The organism is Neisseria dentiae (genome assembly GCF_024580525.1).
GTDB lineage: Bacteria > Pseudomonadota > Gammaproteobacteria > Burkholderiales > Neisseriaceae > Neisseria > Neisseria dentiae_A.
The window spans coordinates 66,114-89,085 of sequence record NZ_JANIKQ010000011.1 but is presented as its reverse complement, the minus strand read 5'-3'; the positions used below and the strand labels follow the sequence as shown (position 1 = coordinate 89,085).

General features: G+C 55.5%; 19 protein-coding genes. 14 read left to right on the top strand and 5 right to left on the bottom strand.

The window, feature by feature from the left end; all coding sequences use genetic code 11:
- Positions 1–105 precede the first annotated feature (105 nt).
- Positions 106–612, bottom strand: coding sequence for a hemerythrin domain-containing protein (locus NQ012_RS08055; protein ID WP_257067084.1), 507 nt, complete (start codon positions 610–612; stop codon positions 106–108).
- A 199-nt stretch (positions 613–811) separates the two neighbouring features.
- Between NQ012_RS08055 and rsmA the strand changes: the two genes are divergently transcribed.
- The 3 genes from rsmA (at position 812) to dsbD (ending at position 4,211) form a co-directional block, all read left to right on the top strand.
- Positions 812–1,591: a 16S rRNA (adenine(1518)-N(6)/adenine(1519)-N(6))-dimethyltransferase RsmA gene (gene rsmA, locus NQ012_RS08050; protein ID WP_257067083.1), complete on the top strand. Its 780-nt coding sequence runs from the start codon at positions 812–814 to the stop codon at positions 1,589–1,591.
- Between the two features lie 17 nt (positions 1,592–1,608).
- Entirely contained in the window at positions 1,609–2,337 is a 729-nt protein-coding gene (locus NQ012_RS08045; RefSeq protein ID WP_257067082.1) for an amino acid ABC transporter ATP-binding protein, read from the top strand.
- Positions 2,338–2,417: 80 nt separating this feature from the next.
- The gene (gene dsbD, locus NQ012_RS08040) at positions 2,418–4,211 is read left to right on the top strand and encodes a protein-disulfide reductase DsbD (RefSeq protein WP_257067081.1); all 1,794 of its coding nucleotides are present in this window, start codon (positions 2,418–2,420) and stop codon (positions 4,209–4,211) included.
- A 93-nt stretch (positions 4,212–4,304) separates the two neighbouring features.
- Here dsbD and argJ read toward each other — a convergent pair whose 3' ends face one another.
- Positions 4,305–5,525 carry a bifunctional glutamate N-acetyltransferase/amino-acid acetyltransferase ArgJ gene (gene argJ, locus NQ012_RS08035; RefSeq protein WP_257067080.1) on the bottom strand — a complete coding sequence of 407 codons (1,221 nt, stop codon included), beginning with the start codon at positions 5,523–5,525 and terminating at the stop codon, positions 4,305–4,307.
- Positions 5,526–6,917, bottom strand: coding sequence for a chloride channel protein (locus NQ012_RS08030; protein ID WP_257067079.1), 1,392 nt, complete (start codon positions 6,915–6,917; stop codon positions 5,526–5,528). It lies immediately after the preceding gene.
- Positions 6,918–7,135: 218 nt separating this feature from the next.
- Here NQ012_RS08030 and NQ012_RS08025 point away from each other — a divergent pair, with 218 nt between their 5' ends.
- The 3 genes from NQ012_RS08025 to obgE all read left to right on the top strand — a co-directional run bounded on the left by NQ012_RS08025 (position 7,136) and on the right by obgE (position 10,024).
- On the top strand, positions 7,136–7,888 hold the full coding sequence (locus NQ012_RS08025) for a GNAT family N-acetyltransferase (RefSeq protein WP_257067078.1): 753 nt from the start codon (positions 7,136–7,138) through the stop codon (positions 7,886–7,888).
- Between the two features lie 114 nt (positions 7,889–8,002).
- The gene (locus NQ012_RS08020) at positions 8,003–8,749 is read left to right on the top strand and encodes a lysophospholipid acyltransferase family protein (RefSeq protein WP_257067077.1); all 747 of its coding nucleotides are present in this window, start codon (positions 8,003–8,005) and stop codon (positions 8,747–8,749) included.
- A 126-nt stretch (positions 8,750–8,875) separates the two neighbouring features.
- A complete protein-coding gene (gene obgE, locus NQ012_RS08015; protein ID WP_257067076.1) occupies positions 8,876–10,024 on the top strand; it encodes a GTPase ObgE in 1,149 nt (382 codons plus the stop codon).
- A gap of 573 nt (positions 10,025–10,597) precedes the next feature.
- Here obgE and NQ012_RS08010 read toward each other — a convergent pair.
- Positions 10,598–11,215: a peroxiredoxin gene (locus NQ012_RS08010; RefSeq protein WP_257067075.1), complete on the bottom strand. Its 618-nt coding sequence runs from the start codon at positions 11,213–11,215 to the stop codon at positions 10,598–10,600.
- Between the two features lie 157 nt (positions 11,216–11,372).
- On the opposite strand from NQ012_RS08010, the gene NQ012_RS08005 reads away from it, so the two are divergent.
- The 3 genes from NQ012_RS08005 (at position 11,373) to cysS (ending at position 13,905) form a co-directional block, all read left to right on the top strand.
- On the top strand, positions 11,373–11,819 hold the full coding sequence (locus tag NQ012_RS08005; protein WP_257067074.1) for a GNAT family N-acetyltransferase: 447 nt from the start codon (positions 11,373–11,375) through the stop codon (positions 11,817–11,819).
- Positions 11,820–12,018: 199 nt separating this feature from the next.
- Positions 12,019–12,390 (top strand): hypothetical protein, encoded by a 372-nt coding sequence (locus tag NQ012_RS08000; protein ID WP_257067073.1) that lies wholly within the window; start codon positions 12,019–12,021, stop codon positions 12,388–12,390.
- A 102-nt stretch (positions 12,391–12,492) separates the two neighbouring features.
- Positions 12,493–13,905 (top strand): cysteine--tRNA ligase, encoded by a 1,413-nt coding sequence (cysS, locus tag NQ012_RS07995; RefSeq protein ID WP_257067072.1) that lies wholly within the window; start codon positions 12,493–12,495, stop codon positions 13,903–13,905.
- A 357-nt stretch (positions 13,906–14,262) separates the two neighbouring features.
- Here the strand turns inward: cysS and NQ012_RS07990 are convergent, their stop codons facing one another.
- Complete coding sequence (locus tag NQ012_RS07990) at positions 14,263–17,598, bottom strand: right-handed parallel beta-helix repeat-containing protein (RefSeq protein WP_257067071.1); 3,336 nt, start codon at positions 17,596–17,598, stop codon at positions 14,263–14,265.
- 821 nt (positions 17,599–18,419) lie between these two features.
- On the opposite strand from NQ012_RS07990, the gene pheS reads away from it, so the two are divergent.
- From pheS to pheT, 5 genes are all read left to right on the top strand, one after another.
- Entirely contained in the window at positions 18,420–19,409 is a 990-nt protein-coding gene (gene pheS / locus NQ012_RS07985; RefSeq protein WP_257067070.1) for a phenylalanine--tRNA ligase subunit alpha, read from the top strand.
- Positions 19,410–19,416: 7 nt separating this feature from the next.
- Positions 19,417–19,713 carry a hypothetical protein gene (locus NQ012_RS07980; protein ID WP_257067069.1) on the top strand — a complete coding sequence of 99 codons (297 nt, stop codon included), beginning with the start codon at positions 19,417–19,419 and terminating at the stop codon, positions 19,711–19,713.
- Between the two features lie 64 nt (positions 19,714–19,777).
- A complete protein-coding gene (locus tag NQ012_RS07975) occupies positions 19,778–20,191 on the top strand; it encodes a nucleotidyltransferase substrate binding protein (RefSeq protein WP_257067068.1) in 414 nt (137 codons plus the stop codon).
- Positions 20,192–20,195: 4 nt separating this feature from the next.
- Positions 20,196–20,498 (top strand): nucleotidyltransferase family protein, encoded by a 303-nt coding sequence (locus tag NQ012_RS07970; protein ID WP_257067067.1) that lies wholly within the window; start codon positions 20,196–20,198, stop codon positions 20,496–20,498.
- 69 nt (positions 20,499–20,567) lie between these two features.
- On the top strand, positions 20,568–22,931 hold the full coding sequence (pheT, locus tag NQ012_RS07965) for a phenylalanine--tRNA ligase subunit beta (protein ID WP_257067066.1): 2,364 nt from the start codon (positions 20,568–20,570) through the stop codon (positions 22,929–22,931).
- Positions 22,932–22,972 lie beyond the last annotated feature (41 nt).

The following is a 22,972-nucleotide window of genomic DNA, read 5'->3' as shown; positions in this document are numbered from 1 at the left end:
GGTCAAGTCGGGTATGACGGTATTCGGGTATAACGGTATTTATTTAAGCATTTCAGACGGCCTTGCAGTGTTTTCTCAAAGGTTTCGGCCTGAAATGCGCAAGCCTCAAACTCTTCTGCGCGCTGCCATGTTTTTTCCGGCTTCGGCCAGCGCTTGCGCGGGCAGGTTTCTGCCGGTTTCAAACAAAGGCTCTTCCAAGGCCAGATGGGCATCGTAGCCGGCGCAGAAGCGTTGGAGCACGTCGGCTTGCAGGCGGTAGGCGGGGTCGGCCGAGAGTTCGGCGAATTCGCGCGCTACCGCCGCCCAGTTGGCGTGCAGGCTTTCGTGCTGGCGTTGCAGCGCTTCGATGCTGCTGCGGGTGTGCGGAAAATGGCGCAGCAGCAGCGGGAACAAATCCTCTTCTTCGTCTTGGTGGTGCAGCGGCGCGGCGGTGTTGAAATATTGGCTAATCTGCCTCACGGCCTGCAACACCGCATCGTTGCGCCCGTTGGCGGCGATATAGCCGGGCAGCATCTGCACCTGATTGCAGAAGTTGCGCACTTTGCCGTGGCAGGCGTAGAGCATTTCTATGGGGTCGTCGAAAGTAACGCTGCGGGTGTTGAATAAATCCATGGCGGTTTCCTGGCGGGAGTGGGCGCATCACAAAAAGTGCGCGTCGGTTTAATCGGGCGGTGCTTCGGCTGCATCATAAACCTTTCGGCGGCAGATGTTGAGAGGCGGCGCACCAAGCCGTCTGAAAAAGATTCCTCCCGCCGCACGGCATGCCGTTTTGCGCTACAATACGCGCTTAAAACCGAGTTGAAGAAACAGCATGAAAGAACACAAGGCCCGCAAGCGTTTCGGGCAGAATTTTTTGCAGGACACACGCATTATCAACGACATCGTCAACGCCGTGCGCCCGCAGCCCGGCGATGTGGTGATTGAAATCGGCCCCGGGCTGGCGGCGATTACCGGGCCGTTGGCGGAAAAGCTCGACAAACTGTATGTGGTCGAAATCGACCGCGATATCGTAGGCCGTCTGAAAACGCTGCCGTTTGCCGACAAACTGGTGATACACGAGGGCGACGTGCTGCAATTCGATTTCAACAGCGTGGCGGGTAAAAAGAAAATCGTCGGCAACCTGCCCTACAATATTTCCACGCCGCTGCTGTTCCGCCTGAGCGAAGTGGCCGACGATGTGGCCGATATGCACTTTATGCTGCAAAAAGAAGTGGTCGAGCGCATGACGGCGCGGCCGAAAACCAACGACTACGGCCGCTTGAGCGTGATGCTGCAATACTTTTTCGAGATGGAAACCTTAATCGACGTGCCGCCCGAATCGTTCGACCCTGCGCCGAAAGTAGATTCCGCCGTGGTGCGTATGATTCCGGCGAAACACCGGATCGGAGAGGCGCAAGATTTCGGGCATTTTGCCAAACTGGTCAAACAGGCGTTTGCCCAGCGCCGCAAAACCATACGCAACAATCTGAAAGACATTGCCGCCGATGAAGATTTGCAGGCTGTGGGCATCAACCCGCAAGACAGGGCCGAACATATCGGGCCGGAACTGTATGTGAAACTGAGCAATTATTTGGTGAAACAGGCCGTCTGAAAACAGGATAATAAAAAATGATCAAATTCAAAAACGTACACAAACACTTTAAAGATTTGCACGTGATTAACGGCGTGAATCTGGAAGTGAAGCAGGGTGAAGTGGTGGTGGTGTGCGGCCCTTCGGGTAGCGGCAAATCCACCTTAATCCGCACCGTCAACCAACTCGAAACCATTGAGAGCGGCGAAATCTGGGTGGACGGCATGAACGTGGCCGACCCGAAAACCGATTTGAACAAAGTGCGCGAAGAGGTGGGCTTTGTGTTTCAGAGTTTCAATCTCTATCCGCATTTGAGCGTGCTTGAGAACATCATTCTTTCGCCGATGAAAGTGAAAAAGCAAAGCCGCGAGCAGGCCGAGAAAAAAGCGATGGAGCTGCTCGAGCGCGTGGGTTTGGCGCATAAAAAAGATGCCATGCCCGGCCAGCTTTCAGGCGGCCAGCAGCAGAGGGTGGCGATTGCCCGCGGCCTGGCGATGGAGCCGCGCGTGATGCTGTTCGACGAACCGACTTCGGCGCTCGACCCCGAAATGGTGGGCGAAGTGCTGCGCGTGATGAAAGATTTGGCCAACAGCGGCATGACCATGATGTGCGTTACCCACGAAATGGGCTTTGCCCGCGAAGTGGCCGACCGCGTGATTTTCGTCGATCACGGCCAAATCATCGAAGAGGGCGCGCCCGAAGACTTTTTCACCAACCCGAAACACGAGCGTGCGAAGCAGTTTTTGCAGCAGGTGATGAAACATTGAACCTTCGGCGTGTAAGGAAAAGGGGAATGAGGCCGTCTGAAAGAGTGTGTATTTTTCAGGCCGTCTGAACAGGTGAAACGATGAAGAAACTGCTTTATTTTCTGGTTGCATTATTCTCTTTATGCGGCGCGGCGCACGCGGAAATCGACGCTTCCAAGCTGCTGCCGCCCGAAGAGGCGTTTGTGCCGCAGGTGAACGCCACCGCAGAAGGCATCAACGTGCAGTTTGCCGTGGCCGACGGTTATTACCTCTACCAATCGAAAATGATGGCCGACACCAACCCGGCCGGCCTGTTGTCGGCGCCGAAATTCAGCAAAGGCGAGGAAAAAGAAGACGAGTTTTTCGGCCGGCAAACGGTTTACCACCGTGCGGCGCAAGTCAACTGGCCGTATGCCAAACCCGTGCAAAACTATAAATTAACCTTGCGCTATCAGGGCTGCGCCGATGTGGGCGTGTGTTATCCGCCCACCGAAACCACGTTTGAGATTAAAGGCGAAGGGTTGTACCAACCCGCTGCGGCAACCGGCGGCAATCCTTTTTTACGGCCCGCACCGTCGCTTTCAGACGGCCCGGCAGCCAAACCGGCCGCACGTTCGGGTGAGGGCGGTTTCAAGCTTTCTTGGGATAATTTGAACGCCAACCTGTTGGCGTTTTTTCTCGCGGGCCTGGGTTTGAGCTTTACCGCCTGTATGTATCCGCTGCTGCCGATTGTGTCGGGTATTGTGGTGGGCGATAAAAACACCGGCAAAGGCCGCGCGTTTGTGCTGTCGATGGTGTATGTGCAGGGTTTGGCGCTCACCTATACCGCCGTGGGCGTGGTTGCGGGGCTGACGGGCGCGCTGCTGACCGTGTGGCTGCAACAGCCGTGGGTGGTGTTGGCGGCGGCGGCGGTGATGGTGGCGCTGGCCTTGTCGATGTTCGGCGTGTTTGCCGTGCAGCTGCCCGCTTCGGTACAGGGCTATTTCCAAAACCAAAGCAGCAAGCTTTCGGGCGGAAAAATCGCTTCGGTGTTTGTGATGGGTATGCTTTCCGCGCTGATCGTCGGCCCCTGCGTGGCGCCGCCGCTGGCGTTCGCGCTGGGCTATATCGGCCAGACCGGCGATGCCGCCCTCGGCGGTTTGGCGCTGTATGCGCTGGCCGTCGGCACGGGCGTGCCGCTGGTTGCCGTGGGCACGTTCGGCGGCCATATTCTGCCGAAAGCGGGCGCGTGGATGAACGGCATCAAATATGCGTTCGGCTTTATTCTGCTGGCGGTGGCGGTGTATCTGGCCACGCCTTTCCTGCCTTATCCGCTGGTTGCCGCGCTTTACACTTTATTGATGGTGATTCCCGCCGGCCTGCTGCTGGCCAAAGTGCCGAAAACGGCAGGCCGTCTGAAAAGCGTGTGCGTGTTGTTGGGGGCGTTGTTGTTGGTGGGCGGCTCGTGGTTCGCCTATCAGAGCGCCAACCGGCAAACCACCGCGCTGCACCATTTTCTCACCCTGATTCCGCCCGCAGCCGGAACGGAAAGCGCACACGGGCAGGTTTACACCGATGTGGCGCAACTGAAAGCCGCCATGCAACAGGCTTTGCAGCAAAACCCCGCCAAGCCCGTGCTGCTTGATTTTTATGCCGACTGGTGCATTTCGTGCAAAGAAATGGCGGCCTACACGCTCAACCAGTCGCAGGTGCACGAAGCGGTGGATATGGAACGCTTTTTCCAAATCGACGTTACCGCCAACACACCCGAGCATCAGGCGCTGCTGAAAGAATACGGCCTGTTCGGCCCGCCCGGCGTGTTTGTGGTTCGTGCCGACGGCAGCCGCAGCGAAGCCCTGCTGGGCTTTGTGAAGCCCGATGCGTTTATCGAGTGGTATCGGCAGAACGAGCGTTAGCCATGCGATAATTGGCCGGAAATGACAAATAGGCCGTCTGAAAACTTTTTCAGACGGCCTTTCAAGCATTTGGCACTATGGGTTTAATTTGTATCAACTGCGGTAGTCGGCATTAATCGACACATATTCGTGCGACAAATCACAGGTGTAAACGGTGGCGCGTTCGCGGCCGCGCTGCAAGTCGATGCGCACGGTGATTTCGGCACGGTTCATCACGGCCTGGCCTTGCTCTTCGGTGTAGCCGGCGGCGCGGCCACCATTTTCGGCAACCAAAACATCGTCGAGCCACAGGCGCACTTTGTCGGTGTCGAAGTTTTCCAGCCCCGAATAGCCGATGGCGGCGAGCAGACGGCCGAGGTTGGGGTCGGAGGCGAAAAAGGCGGTTTTCACCAGCGGCGAGTGGGCGACGGCATAGGCAACTTGGCGGGCTTCGGCGCGGCTGGCGGCGTTTTCCACCCGAATGGTGATGAATTTGGTGGCGCCTTCGCCGTCGCGCACGATGGCCTGCGCCAGCTCGAGCGCGAGGTCGGCGAGCAGGGCTTTCAGTTGGTCGTAGCGCGGGTCAGCGATGTTGTCGATTTCGTTTTGGCCGTTTTTGCCGGTGGCCACCACCACGAAGCTGTCGTTGGTGCTGGTGTCGCCATCAACGGTGATGGCGTTGAACGATGAATCGGCTATTTCTTGCGTGAGCATCTGTAAAACGGGTTGGGAAACTTTGGCGTCGCACACGATGAAGCCGAGCATGGTGGCCATGTTGGGGCAGATCATGCCGGAGCCTTTGGCGATGCCGGTGGCGCGCACGGTGTGGCTGTTGCCCACCCTGCCTTCGCGGCTGGCGGCTTTGGGCACGGTGTCGGTGGTCATGATGGCGCGGGCGGCGCGGTCCCAGTGCACGGGTTTCACATCGGGCAGGGCGGCGGTGATTTTCTGCGCGGGCAGCGGTTCGAGAATCACGCCGGTGGAGAACGGCAGCACTTGTTCGGGTGCGCAGCCGACTTGTTCTGCGGCGGCGCGGCACACGGCCAGCGCGTCTTCGCGGCCTTGCGCGCCGGTGCCGGCGTTGGCGTTGCCGGTGTTGATAACCAGCGCGCGGATGCCGTTTTCGTTGGCCAGGTGTTCTTTGGCGATATAAACGGGTGCGGCGCAGAAACGGTTTTGGGTGAACACGGCGCCGACGGTGTTGCTGCGGTTGAGCACAATCAGGGTTAAGTCGTCGTGGTCGGGTTTTTTCACGCCCGCCTGCCCGACGAACACCTGCACGCCGTCGATGGTAAGCAATTCTTCCGCATTTTTTTCTTTTAAATTCACTGCCATTTATAAGGTCTCCTTGGAAACAGCCTGTTGGGCGGCGTTTTCTTCCTGAACACGCTGCCGGTAACGTGCGCCTGCCGCATGGTAAAACGGCTTGGGGGAAAACTGGCGCGACACCTGAGATGCAAAAATAGCACCAATCAGCAGCCAAAACAACAGATTCTGTCCGCCTGTCATTTCCATCACCACCACGCTGGCGGTGAGCGGAGATTGGGTGGCGGCGGCCAGAAATGCGGTCATGCAGATTAACACCAGCACGTTGATGCCGGTTTGCAGGCCGGCGATGTCGGCGATATGCTGGCCCAGCATGGCGCCGACGGTGAGCGAGGGGGTGAAGATGCCGCCGGGAATGCCTGCCCAATAAGAAAGAACGGTGGCCGCCCATTTGGCCAGCGCCACGCCGGCGGGAGCTTCATACATGCGCCGCAGTGCGCCGGAGGCTTCGTGATAGCCCGTGCCGAAGGTCTGCCCCTGATAAAGCGTGCCGATGGCGGCCAGAAGCAGGCCGATGATGGCGGCCAAGAGCACGGGATGGCGGCGTATCAGGCCACGCCACCGCTCGGGCGCAAAAGCCGCCGCGCCTTTATAGAGCAGCCGCGCAAACAGGCCGCCCGCCACGCCGCAAATCAAGCCGCATAGCAGCACCCAGGCAAGCATATGGTTGAGCTGCGTGCCGTGAAAGCCTGAAAAATAAGGGTTGTTGCCCTGTATGGCCACTTGGATGAAACCGGCCGCCAGCACGCCGATAAAAATCTGCCGCTCCCAGCGCAGCATCACGCCGCGCCCCAATTCTTCGATGGCAAACACCACGCCTGCCAGCGGCGCGTTGAACGCTGCGGCCAAGCCGCCCGCCGCGCCTGCGGCAATCAGATCGTTTTCCTGCATGCCTTTAAAAGCCAGGTTGTGTTTTTTACACCACGCGCCCCATGCCGCCATCACCGCTGCGCCCACCTGCACCGACGGCCCTTCGCGACCGATAGATGCGCCCGCCAGCATACCCAAAAAGGTAAACGGGATTTTCAGCATGGTCTGCCCCAGCGTCAGCAGGCGCAGTTTCTGCGCGCCGTAGGGCAGCGACAGCGAAGCCAGCACCTGCGGGATGCCGCTGCCGGCCGTATAGGGCGCAAAACGGCGCGTCAGCCACACAATCAGCGGCAGCCCCAGCGGCAGCGCCACCCAGGCAAACCACGGGTATTTTCTAACCAGCAGCGCGTTTTGCTCCAGCGCGAAGTCGGCCATGTGGGCGAACAGCAGCGACACCAACGCCACCAGTGCCGCGCCCGCCAGCAGAAAGGCGAAGGCAACGGTTTTGCGCGACAGCCGCTGGGTCTGCCGGATTTTATGAATGGTTTTATGCTTCAAGATGCGGTAACGGGTGGTGAAATCGGTGTTCATAGCCAAGAGCCTGCCGGTTTGAGGGATAGGGTGGGGCGTATCCGCCACAATCGCAGCCGTTATTATGAACCGATTGCGCAGCCGTATCAAAGCGGGCAGGCCGTCTGAAAACGCCGCTTTCAGACGGCCTAAGCTGCTTCTGTCAGCTAAATTAATCGGTTACTTAATTTATACCCTCTGCTATACTTTGCGCCTTATTTTTGATACACGGGTTTTTTATGCCGCAAACCAGCCGTTTCAACACCACCGGCCCCAAAATCGGCCTGAGCGTGCGCCTGGCCGAAAACCGGCAGGAAATCGAAGCCGCGCAACGCTTGCGCTACCAAGTGTTTGCCGGCGAGTTGGGTGCAGATATCCAAAGCAGCAACGGTTTGGATACCGACGAATACGACCAACACTGCCACCACCTGCTCGCTTTCGACGAAGCCACCGGCGAAGTGGTGGGCTGCTACCGCCTGATTACCGAAGAAGCCGCCCGCGCCGTCGGCTCGTGGTATAGCGAACACGAATTTGACCTCTCCCCGCTGCACGATATTCTGCCGCAAACCGTAGAGTTGGGCCGCGCCTGCATCCACCCCGACTACCGCCACGGCGGCCTGATTATGCTGCTGTGGTCGGGCCTTGTGAAATTCATGCGCGACGAAAACCTGCGCTTTATGATCGGCTGCGGCAGCATCAGCACCGCCGACGGCGGCCACGAAGCGGCCGGGCTGTATCATGTACTGAAAGAAAAACACTTGGCGCCCGAGCAATGGCGCGTGCGTCCGCTCAACCCGCTGAAATGGGATAAGCTCACCCCCGCAGCCAATCCCGAATGCCCGTCGCTGATTAAAGGTTATCTCAAAGCCGGCGCCTGGTTTTGCGGCGAACCGTGCGTTGATGAAGCCTTCAACTGCGCCGACGTGCTGATTCTGATGGACATCACCCGGCTCAACGACCGCTACCTGCAACGCTTCGCACCTAAAATCTGAAAAACAGGCCGTCTGAAAGCCCGAGCCGGCGAAACGCAGCTGCTTGCACATGCCGGAAACCTTTCAGACGGCCCCGATAACAAAACCGCAACACAAATCTGTTTTACTCATACCATGACCACCCTGCGCACCGTTTTCCGCCTGCTCTGCATCGGCATCTGCCTGCTCTACGGCATGGCCGAAATGTTTTTCCTTTTCCCCTTCTACAGCAAACAGCGCAAGCTGCGCGCCATACAGCTATGGTCGCTGCGCGTGCTCGCCTCCTGCGGCCTGAAGCTCGAAACCTACGGCAGGCTGCCCGAAGCGGGGCGGGGGCAGATGATGATCAGCAACCATATTTCCTGGCTCGACATCATGGCCGTTAACGGCGCCTTCCCCGGGCGCTTCGTTGCCAAAGACGACGTGGCCAAATGGCCGGTGGTAGGTTATCTGGCCACGCAGGCGCAAACCGTTTACGTTACCCGCAACAAAGGCACCGAAGGCAACAGCGAAAAAATCCGCCACGTTACCGAAGCCCTCAAAAACGGCGACACCGTTACCCTGTTCCCCGAAGGCACCAGCACCGAAGGCCGCGAAATCCTGCCGTTTAAAACCAGCTTTTTCCAGGCGGCCTACGAAGCGGACGTGCCGCTGATACCGGTGCTGTGCCGCTACCCCAACCCCGACGGCAGCAGCCCCAACCCAGCCATGGCCTACTACGGCGACATCAGCCTGATACAGTCTATCCGCATGATTATCAGCCAGCCCGGCGGCGTGGCCGAACTGTATTTTCTCGACCCCGTACCCTCCGGCCCCGACCGCCAGGCCATCGCCCGCAATATCCACCGCAAGCTGAGCGAAAAGCAGCGTGATTTGGGGTAGGTGCAGGAAAATCTTTCAGACGGCCTGCCGGCGTATCCTTTATAATATTCATCCGTTTAATATTCTTTTCAGACGGCCTCAACAAGCATAAGGCCGTCTGAAAACCTTTTTACAGAAAACAGCATCATGAAATTTATCGACGAAGCCAAAATCGAAGTGGTGGCAGGCAAAGGCGGCAACGGAGCCGTGAGCTTCCGCCGCGAAAAATTCGTACCGCGCGGTGGCCCCGACGGCGGCGACGGCGGCAAAGGCGGCAGCGTGTTCGCCGTGGCCGACGAAAACGTCAACACACTGGTGGAATACCGTTTCGTCAAACGCTATCAGGCCAAAAACGGCGAAAAAGGCCACGGTTCCGACCGCTACGGCAAAGGCGCCGACGACATCGAACTGCATATGCCCGTGGGCACCCTGATCCGTGACACCGACACCGGCGAACTGCTGGCCGACCTTACCCACCACGGCCAGCGCGTGTGCGTGGCGCGCGGCGGCAAAGGCGGTTTGGGCAACATCCACTTCAAATCATCGGTTAACCGCGCCCCCAAACAGTCCACGCCCGGCGAGGAGGGCGAAGTGCGCACCTTGCAGCTCGAGCTGAAAGTGCTGGCCGACGTGGGCCTGCTCGGTATGCCCAATGCCGGCAAATCCACCCTGATCCGCGCCGTGTCCGCCGCCCGCCCCAAAGTGGCCGACTACCCCTTCACCACCCTGCACCCCAACCTCGGCGTGGTGCGTATGGACGAAAACCACAGCTTCGTGATGGCCGACATTCCCGGCCTGATTGAAGGCGCCGCCGAAGGCGCGGGTTTGGGGCACCGCTTCCTGAAACACCTTTCACGCACCGGCCTGCTGCTGCATGTGGTGGACTTGGCGCCGTTCGACGAAAACGTTAACCCCGCCGCCGAAGCACTGGCGCTGGTTGAAGAATTGCGCAAATACGACGAAGAACTATACGATAAGCCGCGCTGGCTGGTGTTGAACAAACTCGATATGCTCCCGCCCGAAGAAGCCGAAGCTCGCGCCGCCGAGTTTCTGGCGCAAACCGGCTGGAACCATCCGCAGCCCGACGACAGTTTTGGTTTCGATATGCAAACCCCGCGCCTGTTTAAAATCAGCGCGCTCACCCACGAAGGCACGCAGGATCTGATTTATCAGATCAGCACCTACCTCACCGAGAAAAAACGCCTGGCCGCCGAAGCGCAGGAAGTGGAGCGTGAAGCCGCAGCCGTGGCGGCGGAGCAGCCGAAAACCGATACGGCGGTGTTTAAGGCCGAATAAAGGCAGGCTGGTATCTTTGCAAAAATACGTTTCCATACTGAATTTATTTATGCTTCGTCATACCCGGGCTTGGCCCGGGTATCTGTTATTTCTTTTGAAACAAAAAGATGCTCGGGTCAAGCCCGAGCATGACGGAATGGTTGCTTAGGGAGTGTAGTCAGAAAGCTTGCGAAGCGGTTTTTTGAGGGAAAATCCTCAGATGCCAAGGGCTGTCGACATTTAACCAACCAAGCGTTTTTTGAGGCAAAAAACGCGTATGCAAGGCAAAAGGCGCAGCAAGGTTGAACACCTTGCGAGCATTTTAGCTTCGCAAGTCCGCTACGCTACCTAACGCCGCAGATGCGGATTTTAACCAAAAATACCGCAACGCTTTCTGACTACCAAGGTTTCGAAAAGAATTTTGCAAAGGTCTCCGGCTGGTGTCTTCGGTAAAACCCCAAAAAACATCATAAAAGTTTATGGCCGTTATATCCGCCTAAGCGAAGCGGATTGCGCACGGGTTATCACCCCGTTCCCCCCGCAAAAGCAAACGGGGCAAACCTTGACGGTTCGCCCCGTTTTCGATAAGCCGGTTTACAGCTTGTCGGCAGCTTCCGACAAATAGGCGGCCACGCCTTGCGCATCGGCTTTCATGCCTTTGTCGCCTTTGTTCCAGCCGGCGGGGCATACTTCGCCGTGCTCTTCGGTAAATTGCAGCGCATCCACCATACGCAGCATTTCGTCGACATTGCGGCCCAAGGGCAGGTTGTTTACTACTTGGTGCTGCACGATGCCGTTTTTGTCGATTAAGAACGAGCCGCGGAAAGCCACGCCGCCTTCGCTTTCGACATCGTAGGCTTTCACCAGCTCGTGCGCCACGTCGGCCACCATGGTGAATTTCACCGGGCCGATGCCGCCCTGGTTTACCGGCGTGTTGCGCCATGCGGCGTGGGTGAACTGGCTGTCAATCGACACGGAAAACACTTCGACGTTGCGTTTTTTAAACTCTTCCACGCGGTGGTCGTGGGCGATGATTTCAGACGGGCACACGAAAGTGAAGTCCAGCGGATAGAAAAACACCACGGCGTATTTGCCTTTGGCGGCTTCGGCAAAGCTGAAGTTGTCCACCACTTCGCCGTTGCCCAAAACGGCAGAGAATTTTTTATCGGCATCATGGAAAAACGGGGCGGGTTTGCTAACTAAAACGGCCATAATGAAGTGCTCCTGTGTTGATGATGTGAAAAACGGGTTTTCTTAAAAATTGCACGAAAACGCCGCTATTGTAGGCCGAATCCGCCGCCAAGGTAAACCGTTTGCCGCTTTGGGTGTTAAAATCCGCCGGATCAGCCCCAACCTAACAGGAGAGAAAATGTCTGTTACCGTACGCCTGCTCGCACCCGATGATGAGACCGCATGGCTGCCGTTGTGGCAGGCTTATCTCGATTTTTACCGTGCCGTATTGAGTGGAGAAACCACCCGCAACACATGGCAGAGCATCATGCGGTCGGCCGATGTAAAGGGTTTCGGCGCATTCGATGCCGATAACCGGTTGGTTGGGTTCGCGCATATCGTTATCCACTCGAACACTTGGAATATCAGCAAATGCTGCTATCTCGAAGATTTGTTTGTTGACGCGGGATGCCGCAGGCAGGGTGCGGCGCGCAGCCTGATCGGGGCCGTTTACCGTTTCGCCGAAGCGGAGGGGTTTAACCGCGTATATTGGGTTACCGATAAAAATAACCTGGCTGCGCAGTCGCTCTATAATCAGATAGCGCGCCAAACTGATATGGTGCAATATCGGAAAGACTTTCCCTAACGGATAATGTTAAACTTCAGGCCGTCTGAAAGATTTTCAGACGGCCTGTATATAGCAAGACCACTTACTTAATAACCGTTCCGTCATAACTCGGGTCAAGCACGAGTATGACACGTGTACTTTGATTATTAAGTTGCTTCGTTATCGAATATAAAAAGTATTGTTGAGAACAAAGCAAGCCGAATCAAGAAAGCCGCACATGAAAAAAATCACACCCACCCTGCTTGCCGCCGCACTGGCGGCCTGCACTTCTTCACCGTTTGAAACCGTTCCCGTAACCGGCGGCGACCGCGATGCGCACGGCTGTATTGCTTCGGCAGGGCAAAGCTGGTCGGTGTTGAAACAGCAGTGTATCCAACCGTTCGACAACCCCGACATCAAATTCGCCGACCCCGATAACGACACGCTGGCGGTGTATGTGCTGCTGTCGGACGACAAATCCCGCGCCGAAGTGTTCGCCTCCGGCGTGCCGGAAAACACTATTTTGGAAAGCGTAAAAGGCGGCTATGCCTCGCGCGACGGCAAAATCCGCCTGTTGCGCGAAGAAGGCGGCTGGAGGTTGGTGAAATAAATAACAGGCTGTCTGAAAAATATGTACGGGCACAAGCCTGTATAATCATTTAACCATGCGGCAGGCTCACGCCTGCCGGGTATCATAATCAAGAATTTATCTATGCTGACCGTTTACAACACCTTAACCCGCCAAAAAGAACCCTTTATCCCCCTCAACCCCGAAAACGTGCGTATGTATGTTTGCGGCATGACGGTTTATGACTACTGCCATCTCGGCCATGCCCGCGTGATGGTGGTGTTCGATATGGTGGCACGCTGGCTGCGTGCGCAGGGCTATCCGCTCACTTATGTGCGCAACATTACCGATATCGACGACAAAATCATCGCCCGCGCCGCCGAAAACGGCGAAACCATCGGCGAGCTGACCGCACGCTTTATTCAGGCCATGAACGAAGACGCCGACGCGCTGGGCGTGCTGCGGCCCGATGTCGAGCCGAAAGCCACCGAACACGTCGGCCAGATGATTGCCATGATTGAGCGGCTGATTGCCAACGGCAAGGCGTATCCTGCCGAAAACGGCGATGTTTACTACGCCGTGCGCGAATTTGCCGCCTACGGCCAGTTGTCGGGCAAGTCGCTGGACGACCTGCGCGCGGGCGAACGGGTGGAGGTGGACGGCTTCAAGCGCGATCCGCTCGATTTTGTATTGTGGAAGGCCGCCAAGCCCAACGAAGCCGATTCTTGGCACAGTCCGTGGGGCAAAGGCCGCCCCGGTTGGCACATCGAATGCTCGGCGATGGGTGAAGAGCTGTTTGGCGACACGTTTGATATCCACGGCGGCGGCGCCGATTTGCAGTTTCCGCACCACGAAAACGAAATCGCCCAAAGCGTGGGTGCGCACGGTGCCTGCCTGCACCACGAGGTGCACGGCAAAACCATAACCAGCCATGTGAAATATTGGCTGCACAACGGTTTTATCCGCGTGGACGGCGAAAAAATGTCGAAATCGCTGGGCAATTTTTTCACCATCCGCGACGTGCTCAAGCAATACGATCCCGAAGTGGTGCGCTTTTTTATCCTGCGCGCCCATTACCGCAGCCCGCTGAATTATTCCGATGCGCATCTCGATGATGCCAAAGGCGCGCTCACCCGCCTCTATACCGCCCTGAAAAACACCCCGCCCGCCGAAGTGGCCGTGCGTGAAGACAGCAACGACTACACCCGCCGTTTTTATGCCGCCATGAACGATGATTTCGGCACGGTGGAAGCGATGGCGGTGCTGTTCGAGCTGGCGGGCGAAGTCAACAAAACCAACAGTGCCGAATTGGCCGGTTATTTGAAAGCGCTGGCGGGCATCATCGGCCTGTTGCAGCGTGATCCGCAGGCATTTTTGCAGGGCAGCGGTGTTTCAGACGGCCTTTCCAACGCAGACATCGACGCTTTAATCGAACAGCGCAAACAGGCGCGTGCGGCAAAAAACTGGGCCGAATCCGACCGCATCCGCGATCTGCTCAACGCCGAAAACATTATTCTGGAAGACGGTGCCGGCGGCACCACTTGGCGGCGCGGGTAGTTTCATCGGTTTGCCGCAGCCGTTATCAAACCACAGGCCGTCTGAAAACATTTTTTCAGACGGCCTGAGACTTTTGCAAAATTCTTTTCGGCACCTTAAAACACTTGCGTCATGCTCGGGCTTTACCCGAGCATCTTATTGTTTTAAAGGAAACGGCAGATACTCGGGTCAAGCCCGAGTATGACGAAATATAAATTCAGCATTAAAACGGATTTTTGTAGAGGCCTCAGCTCTTAATTTTTTTCTTTCATAACCAACAAAATACCCGGGCCAGGCCCGGGCATAACATGAGTGCTTCGCAAGCCGGGGCGGGTTTGTAAGCCCCGGCTTGAAGTTTATCGGCTTGAAAACGCCTGTTTATACGATATAGGCGGAAACTTCACTTTGCCATTGTTCTTCGTAGATGTTTACTGATTGTGCGTATTCGGTAACGGTAGCGCCGACAGCCAATCCCGCGCCGCTTTCCGCGCCCAATACGGCAGACAGATCCAATTCGGTAACGGCGAGCAAATCGTTCAGAGCAGGCAGGCCGTCTGAAAGCTGTTCGGAAATTTCGGCCGTGCTTTCCGAAGCCGTTGCCGTTTCGGCGGTTTCGGTTTGCTTGTATGCCGCTTGGTCGGTGCCCGATATGGTGTTGCTGCCGATGCCCAAATCCAACACATGGGCGGTTTCAACGGTTTCGGCGGTTTCAGGGGCATAACCGGCGGCAGGCGCAGAAACGATGGTGCGCTCATCGGCCAAATCCGTATCGTTATGGGTGTTGTTTTCTGCATAAACATCAACAACTTTATTGCGCTCAATCCAGCCGCGGTAGAGTTTGCCGGTTAGATCGGTGGTGATATCGTTGCCGCTGACGAACAGTTCGGGGATTTCGCTGCCGGCGCGGCCGAGCAGGCTGATGATGGGCTTATCCATGGTGCCGTGTACCTCAAAGGTGTTGTCGGTAACATGATAAGTTTCGGCATTGCCTACCATTTGTATGCCTTCGATGGTGCCGTCAGACTTTTCCCGTATGGTCAGGCTGTTGCCGGACACGGTAACTTCACCGCGCAGTTGGCCGTTGTTGCTTTCTTCGTTGATAAACACGGGCAGGGTGCCTCGGGGAATCTTGGCGATATCGATGGTGTTATCCACAACATTAATCGTGCCCGAGCCTTGGCCGTTGGTGTTCATGGCTTTGTTTTTGGTGTTGTTGATCACGGCAACGGCATACATGGTGGATTCGCCTTCGATGGTGTTGCCGGTGATATCCAGTTTGTAGTGCATATTCGGTTCGTGGTTGCGGAATTCGATACCGTAGGTTTGGATAGCATTTTGATAAACATCCAGATTTTTAATCGTGTTGCCGCTGATTTTGAAATCGCCGGTATCGCTGCTGCGCAAATCACGGAACATGGTATTGGTTTGTATTTGGATGCCTGAGTAACCGAAATATTTCAATCCGACATTATCGTCTTGTGCCAGGCGGAAATCGGGGTCGGCGACGATGGTGTTGTTGCTCACCTTTACTGTATCCATCGTGAATTGGCGGTTATATACGGCAATGCCGTTGAGACGGTCGCCGATGGAGGTGTTGTTTTCGATAACGATATCGTCACCGTCGTGGATATCCAAACCTTTGCGGTAGTTGTGGTCGGTGGTGTTGTTGGTGTAGGTGATGCCGTAGTTGTAGCTGCCCGCCATACTGGCGATGCCGTAGCCCGTGCCGCCGTCGGCTTCGTGGCCGTTCCACGACATGGTATTGCCGTCGGCGGTGAAGTCTTTCTGATAGGCCAACAATACGCCGGCTACGCGGTTGTGGTGCAGGTAGCTGTCGACGATACGGTTGTTTTCACCCAAGGGCAGGTTTTCGTAGGTTTCGTCAACCTCGCCGCGGATCAGGCGGGCTTTGTAAGTGCGGCCGATGCTGCTGTCGGGATCGGGTTGCAGGGTTTGGGTGGAGGTGAAAAACACACCGGCACGGTTGGCGCCTGATACTTCTACTTTGCTGATCAAGGTGTTGTCGGCATCGTTTACCAGAATGCCGTTCACTTTGCCGAAATAGCTCTCGCCGGTGCGGTAAAAATCGGGATTGGTGTATTTTACCGACAAGTCGGCAATGGTTTTGTTGCTTTGACCGTCGATCAGAATACCGGCAAACGGGCGCACTTCGGTTTCATTTGAATTAGGATCAAATACACCGGTTTGTGCTTTGTCGAACGAAATGGTGGTTTTGCCCATGCCGTCGCCGAACAGGGCGGTTACGCCCGAGTTGGCTTTGTTTAACACGATTTGGTTGGAAATATACAGGCTACCGCTCAAATAGACGGCGGCGCTTTCTTTGTGTGCGGCGGCCAAGGCAGCGGTGATGGCGGCCAGGCTGTCGGTTTGGCCGCTCGGATCGGTGCCGAATTCGGCGGCATCGATATATTTGCCGTATTGCGGGTGTTCATATACACGATAGCCGTTTTGCGTTGCGGTTTGGCCGTCTGAAACTGCGGCGGGGGTATCTGTTGCAACGGTTTCGGTAGGAGTGGTTTCGGTGGCCGAATCGTTGCTGTTTGCAGCGGTATCATCCGTTACGGTCGTGCTGCCGGATGCGGTGTTTTGCGTATCGGCTGCGGCGCTCTCGGATGAGGTTGCGGAATCGGCTGCTGTTTGCCCGGTTTCTTTGTCGGAAGCGGAAACGGTTTCAGGCGGCGTGTTTACAGGCGTGGTTGTGCTGCCGGACGCGGTGTTTTGCGTATCGGATGCGGTGCTGTCGGATGAGGTTGAGGAATCGGCCGCCGCTTGTTCAGTTTCCTTGTTGGAAGCAGAAACGGTTTCAGGCGGCGTGTTTGCAGGCATGGACGTGCTGCCGGATGCGGTGTTTTGCGTATCGGCTGCGGCGCTCTCGGATGAGGTTGTGGAATCGACCGCTGTTTGCCCGGTTTCTTTGTCGGAAGCGAGAACTGTTTCAGACGGCGTGTTTACAGGTGCGGTCGTGTTGCCGGACGCGGTGTTTTGCGTATCGGATACGGTGCTGCCGGATGAGGTTGCGGAATCGGCCGCTGTTTGTTCGGTTTCTTTGCCTGCAACGGAAGCGGTTGCGGCTTCTGTTGCTGCATTTGTTTGCGCTGCGGTGTTTGAAGATGTTGCGGTTTGGGCGTTAGCGGCCGTATTGGCAGACGAAGCGGCAGTTTGTGCAGTTGTTGAAGAGGTGCTGCGTTGGGTTGCCGCAGCTGCCGGTGCCTGATCGGAACCGCCGCCGCCACCGCCGCCGCCGGCTAATGCGCCGAGCAGGCCGGCACCTGCCAGGCCGCCCAAAGTAACGGCGAGTTTGTTCACGCCGCCGCCGTTGTTTTGATGCACGGTTACTTGTTCGGCTGTTACGGATTTTGCGGGAATTTCGCCCTCATAGGCAGCCAGCGAACCATTAGCCTGCAAGCCTTTGATATTGCCGGTTGTATGGGTGTAGTAGTTTTCGATAACGATGTCGGGGCGGGCGGAAGCAGAGGCTTTATCGCGGATGTGCAGGTTGTCGCCCTCTCGGGTGAATTCCAGATTTTCAGGGGCAAGGCCGGTAGCGGCATCGGCAAGCTGATAGTCGGCGAGTGCGGCAGCCTGTATGTGTAAGGCTTGGCCGGAACCGGTGTTGACATTGAAACGGGCGGCTTGCTCGGCGGCTGAAGCGCCTTTCGGCCGGATAACGGTGAGAATGATTTGGTTTGACATTTTGAAGCTCCGTAATGTTGTTAGTAAATTTGTTTTAAAACAATAAGTTGAAAATTTTACTGAGAGTCAGCAAGTTACTTCTTAATTGTTTTGTTTTGTTAAAAAATACAAATTTATTCAGAATTTATTGATTTAAAATAACCAATAATTCGTTTTTAATTTTTATAATTTTTCAAGCTAAATATTTATCTATTTGTTTAACATAAATAAAAATATGAAATTAAAATTTTATAAAATGACTAAAGGGTTTATAAATTCCAATTTCATAATTTACAAATGTAAACTAAATTTATCACTCATGATAAAGTAATGCAAATAATTATTTGCCATTTGTAATAAATTGGTAAATTATGCAACAGTGATGGTAGTGATGGATTGGTTTGGGCGTGCTTCGGCCCGGGGGCGTCTGAAAAAACGTCTTCGCAAGAGGGGGGTGAATGTAGTAGGTAGGGAATACTGATATATCGGAGATCTTTGCAAAAAAACCATCTGCGGTGTATTTCTGTATTGAGTGCGGCCCGCTTGGCTTTATATTTGGATATGTCTGCGCCCGCTGCGCTGTCATACCTTGAGGTACATTCACATCAGACTTTTTTACAAAGGCCCCGTACCCGCTTTAGCCTGCTGTTTTTTCGGTGCAATTTGCGTTACAATAACCGGCTTTCAAACTGAAGCGGAAAGCTACAGGGGGTTGTTTGGATGGGTTTCAGACGGCCTCGGGGCTGACGGCAATTCCGTTTGCCGTCAGCCCCTAGTTATTTGCCGCATCCTGCCTGCCGTATCGTGCGGGACGAACCACAGAATTCAAACGAATCAAGATTATGGAAAATGTAAACCGTATCGCCGCGGAAGGTATCGCCGCAGTAGAGGCCGCCGCCGATTTTCAAACGTTAGAGTTGGTTAAAGCCCGCTACATGGGCAAAACCGGCGAACTGAACGCCCTGCTGAAACAGCTCGGCAGCCTGCCGCCCGAAGAAAAGAAAACCGTCGGCGCGCACATCAACGAATGTAAAAACCGTTTTCAGACGGCCTATAACGAAAAACGCGATGCACTTAACGCCGCCAAACTGCAAGCGCAGTTGGCCGCCGAGGCACTCGACGTTACCCTGCCCGGCCGCGGTCAGCAAAGCGGCGGCCTGCACCCGGTTACCCTGACCCTGCAACGCGTGGTCGAACTCTTTCACGGCATGGGCTTCGACGTGGCCGACGGCCCCGAAATCGAAGACGATTTCCACAATTTCCAGGCGCTCAATATCCCGCAAAACCACCCGGCACGCGCCATGCAGGATACTTTTTACGTGGAAAACGGCGACGTGCTGCGCACCCACACCTCGCCGATTCAGATCCGCTATATGCTGGACAAAAAGAATCCGCCCATCCGCATCATCGCCCCCGGCCGCGTGTACCGCGTCGATTCTGACGCCACCCACTCGCCGATGTTCCACCAAGCCGAAGGCTTGTGGGTGGAAGAAGGCGTTACCATGGCCGATTTGAAAGCCGTGTTCACCGATTTTATCCGCCGTTTTTTCGAGCGCGACGATTTGCAAGTTCGCTTCCGCCCCTCGTTTTTCCCGTTCACCGAACCCTCCGCCGAAATCGACATCATGGGCGATAACGGCAAATGGTTAGAAGTGGGCGGCTGCGGCATGGTGCACCCCAATGTGCTGAGCAACGTGAATATCGACCCCGAACGCTACACCGGCTTCGCCTTCGGTATTGGGTTAGACCGCTTCGCCATGCTGCGTTACGGCGTAAATGATTTGCGGCTGTTTTTTGATAACGATTTGAATTTTTTGAAACAATTTCAATAAGCTCTTGATGAAGCAAGCTTGGTTGTGGCCGTTTGCGCCGATGATGATTTGTGTTGCATTATTTGGCTATTGCAACCATCAAGCCATGCAACTGGCTGATTTGAAAACAGGAAACGGCGATATCGAAGCGGCTTTAAACTGGAGTCGATATGCGGTTTGGTTTGTTGGGCTGGGTGCAGTTTTCGGTTTGTTGGCCTGCTGTTTGCAACCATATTGCAGGCGTTGGGAAAAATTGGCTCTGATTGTCTGCTTTGTTTGTATTTACGGCATATTTTTTATTGTATCGGCAGGCTTGCTGATTTAGCCTTTATCAATACAAAAATGTGAATAAAAGCTGTTTCAGACGGCCTGCCTATCAAGGTTAAACAATGATGGATAAACCGAACATTCAACCCTTAAGCAACGCCGTGATGCGTTTGCAGGAAGGCTGGCAGCGTTATCTGCAAGACATCGGCGACACCCAAATCCGCGACGGCCTGATACAGCGGTTTGAGTTTACCTACGAAATCAGCCACAAAACATTGAAACGTTATCTGGAATATGCTTCTGCTAATCCTGCCGAAATTGATTTGATGACGTTTCAAGACCTGATCCGCACCGCCAACGAACAAGGTTTGCTGCTTGGCGATTGGTCGGACTGGAGGCAATACCGCGATATGCGCAGCCGCACCAGCCACACTTACGACGAAGCGGTTGCCTTGACAGTGGTGCAAGGCATAGAAAAATTTTTGGCCGAAGCGGTATTTTTGCAAAATACATTGCAAGAAAAACTGGCGGAGTAAGCCGATGAAAGGTTTGGATGTTGCGCCCGAGCATTTGCACATCATCATGCGGATTCTGCAAAAATATGTTCCGCAATATGCGGTTTGGGCGTTCGGCTCGCGGGTGAAAGGCACGGCCAAACCTTATTCCGATTTGGATTTGGCGGTAATCACCACGGAGAAGGCCTTGCCCTTATCCGTACACGCCGCTTTGGCCGAAGCCTTTTCCGAATCCGACTTGCCGTGGAAAGTGGATATTGTCGACTGGCAGCTGGCCAGCCCCGATTTCCGCAGGATAATCGAATCCCATTATATTGTTTTGAAATAACTATTTTCCGGCACAGGCCGTCTGAAAATTTGAAATAACCGGTTTAAGTATTATTTAAAGAGACATTACATGCAATTTTCCTACAACTGGCTGAAAACCCAAGCCGATGCCCCTCTTTCCGCCGACGAATTCGCCCATCTGCTCACCATGTCCGGCCTCGAAGTCGAAGAAGCCGACAAAGCCGCGCCCGAGTTTAGCAGCGTGGTGGTGGCCGAAGTAAAGTCGGTGGAAAAACATCCCGATGCCGACCGCCTGAACGCTACCCAAGTCGATGCCGGCACCGGCGAGCTGATTCAAATCGTTTGCGGCGCGCCGAATGTGCGTGCCGGCATCAAAGTGCCGTGCGCCTTGCCGGGCGCGGTGTTGCCGGGCAATTTCAAAATCAAACCCACCAAAATGCGCGGGCAGGCTTCCAACGGTATGCTGTGCTCCACCAACGAATTGGGCCTGCCCGACGACGGTGTCGACGGCCTGCACATTTTGCCCGCTGATGCGCCCGTCGGCCAAAATCTGCGTGATTATCTGGATTTGGACGACACCGTTTTCACGCTGAAAATCACGCCCAACCGCGCCGACTGCCTGAGTATCAAAGGTTTGGCGCGCGAAGTGGCGGCCTTGACCCAATGCGCCCACACACCAGTGGCGGTTCAGACGGCCGCCGTGCAAAGCAGCAAAATCCAGCCGGTGCGCATCGATGCGCCTGCCGATTGCGGCCGCTTTTTAAGCCGCGTGATTGAAAACGTGAACGCCGAAGCACCCACGCCCGATTGGTTGAAACAGCGTTTGGCGCGCAGCGGCATCCGCAGCATTTCGGCGCTGGTTGATATCGGTAACTATGTGATGCTGGAGCTTGGCCAGCCGATGCACGTGTTTGATGCCGACAAATTGTCCGGCAGCATCATCGTGCGCCGTGCCGCAGAAGGTGAAACGCTGGAATGTTTGAATGAAAAAACCGTATACCTGTCTGAAAACACTTTGGTGATTGCCGACGAACAAGGTGCGTTGAGCATGGCCGGCATCATGGGCGGCGCCGCGAGTGCAGTTTCAGACGGCACCAAAAACATCGTGCTGGAAGCGGCTTGGTTCGCACCGGAAATCATTGCCGGCAAATCGCGTCAATACGGTTTCGGCTCCGATTCGTCTTTCCGCTTCGAGCGCGGTGTGGACTTTGAATTGCAGCGCGACGCCATCGAGCGCGCCAGCGAATTGGTATTGCAGATTTGCGGCGGCACGGCGGGCGAAATAACCGAAGCCGTGGGCAAGCTGCCCGAACGCAAAACCGTAGCCGTGCGCACGGCGCGGGTGGAAAAACTATTGGGCGTGGCGGTGGACGAAGCGCGCATCGAAAGCATTTTGGCCGCCTTGGGCTTGCAACCGCAAAAAGTTTCAGGCGGCCTGCAAACCACATCGCCGAGCTTTCGTTACGACATCGAAATCGAAGCCGATTTAATCGAAGAAATCGCCCGCGTTTACGGCTATGAAAACATTCCCGACGATGCCACTTCAGGCCGTCTGAAAATGTTGGCGCTGCCCGAAACCCGCCGCAACCGCTTCGCCGTTTACAATCAAATGGCCGCGCGTGGCTATCAGGAAGTGGTGAGCTATGCCTTCGTTGACGAGCAATGGGAGCGCGATTTTGCTGCCAACGAAGAACCTATCCGCCTGCAAAACCCGCTGGCGGCGCAATACAGCGTGATGCGCTCTACCCTGATCGGCGGCTTGGTGGAAATCCTGCAAAACAACCTCAACCGCAAACAAAACCGCGTGCGCGTGTTTGAAATCGCCCGCGTGTTCAGTAAAGGTTCAGACGGCCGTTTTGTGCAGAACGAACGCATCGGCGGCTTGGTTTACGGCTCCGCCAATCCCGAACAATGGGGCGAGAAAACCCGTGCAGCCGATTTTTATGATGTGAAAGGCGATGTCGAAGATTTGCTGGGTGGCAAAAACGTATCGTTCGTGAAAGCCGGACATCCCGCGCTGCACCCCGGCCGCACCGCCGAAATCGTGATGGACGGCCATACTGTCGGCTTTATCGGCGAGCTGCACCCGCAATGGCTGCAAAAATACGACCTGCCGCAAGCCGCGCTGGTGTTTGAAATCGACATGGCCGCCGTGCTTGGCAAAGAAAAAACCGTTTACCGCCCCGTGTCCAAATTCCAGCCCGTGCGCCGCGACTTGGCGTTTGTGCTGCCTGAAAACGTGCCGCACGATGTTTTGCTGGGCGCACTGAACAGTGTGAAGAGCAGTTTGGTGCAGGAAATCGCCGCGTTCGACGTTTACCGCGGCGCAGGTTTGCCCGAAGGCATGAAGAGTATCGCGGTGAAAGTTCTGTTGCAGGATGCGGAAGCCACGCTGACCGACGAAGCGGTGGAGCCTTTAATCGAAAAACTGGTGAAATCCGCTGAAAGTGCGGGCGCGCAACTGCGGCGTTAAAATTTTCGATATTCTCTTGAATTCTAAAAAAAAATTAGTGA

What these genes read in the sequence shown, in the direction of transcription:
- NQ012_RS08055 (WP_257067084.1), bottom strand. Translation starts at nt 612, where the DNA reads ATGGATTTATTCAACACCCGCAGCGTTACTTTCGACGACCCCATAGAA.
- rsmA (WP_257067083.1), top strand. Translation starts at nt 812, where the DNA reads ATGAAAGAACACAAGGCCCGCAAGCGTTTCGGGCAGAATTTTTTGCAG.
- NQ012_RS08045 (WP_257067082.1), top strand. Translation starts at nt 1,609, where the DNA reads ATGATCAAATTCAAAAACGTACACAAACACTTTAAAGATTTGCACGTG.
- dsbD (WP_257067081.1), top strand. Translation starts at nt 2,418, where the DNA reads ATGAAGAAACTGCTTTATTTTCTGGTTGCATTATTCTCTTTATGCGGC.
- argJ (WP_257067080.1), bottom strand. Translation starts at nt 5,525, where the DNA reads ATGGCAGTGAATTTAAAAGAAAAAAATGCGGAAGAATTGCTTACCATC.
- NQ012_RS08030 (WP_257067079.1), bottom strand. Translation starts at nt 6,917, where the DNA reads ATGAACACCGATTTCACCACCCGTTACCGCATCTTGAAGCATAAAACC.
- NQ012_RS08025 (WP_257067078.1), top strand. Translation starts at nt 7,136, where the DNA reads ATGCCGCAAACCAGCCGTTTCAACACCACCGGCCCCAAAATCGGCCTG.
- NQ012_RS08020 (WP_257067077.1), top strand. Translation starts at nt 8,003, where the DNA reads ATGACCACCCTGCGCACCGTTTTCCGCCTGCTCTGCATCGGCATCTGC.
- obgE (WP_257067076.1), top strand. Translation starts at nt 8,876, where the DNA reads ATGAAATTTATCGACGAAGCCAAAATCGAAGTGGTGGCAGGCAAAGGC.
- NQ012_RS08010 (WP_257067075.1), bottom strand. Translation starts at nt 11,215, where the DNA reads ATGGCCGTTTTAGTTAGCAAACCCGCCCCGTTTTTCCATGATGCCGAT.
- NQ012_RS08005 (WP_257067074.1), top strand. Translation starts at nt 11,373, where the DNA reads ATGTCTGTTACCGTACGCCTGCTCGCACCCGATGATGAGACCGCATGG.
- NQ012_RS08000 (WP_257067073.1), top strand. Translation starts at nt 12,019, where the DNA reads ATGAAAAAAATCACACCCACCCTGCTTGCCGCCGCACTGGCGGCCTGC.
- cysS (WP_257067072.1), top strand. Translation starts at nt 12,493, where the DNA reads ATGCTGACCGTTTACAACACCTTAACCCGCCAAAAAGAACCCTTTATC.
- NQ012_RS07990 (WP_257067071.1), bottom strand. Translation starts at nt 17,598, where the DNA reads ATGTCAAACCAAATCATTCTCACCGTTATCCGGCCGAAAGGCGCTTCA.
- pheS (WP_257067070.1), top strand. Translation starts at nt 18,420, where the DNA reads ATGGAAAATGTAAACCGTATCGCCGCGGAAGGTATCGCCGCAGTAGAG.
- NQ012_RS07980 (WP_257067069.1), top strand. Translation starts at nt 19,417, where the DNA reads ATGAAGCAAGCTTGGTTGTGGCCGTTTGCGCCGATGATGATTTGTGTT.
- NQ012_RS07975 (WP_257067068.1), top strand. Translation starts at nt 19,778, where the DNA reads ATGATGGATAAACCGAACATTCAACCCTTAAGCAACGCCGTGATGCGT.
- NQ012_RS07970 (WP_257067067.1), top strand. Translation starts at nt 20,196, where the DNA reads ATGAAAGGTTTGGATGTTGCGCCCGAGCATTTGCACATCATCATGCGG.
- pheT (WP_257067066.1), top strand. Translation starts at nt 20,568, where the DNA reads ATGCAATTTTCCTACAACTGGCTGAAAACCCAAGCCGATGCCCCTCTT.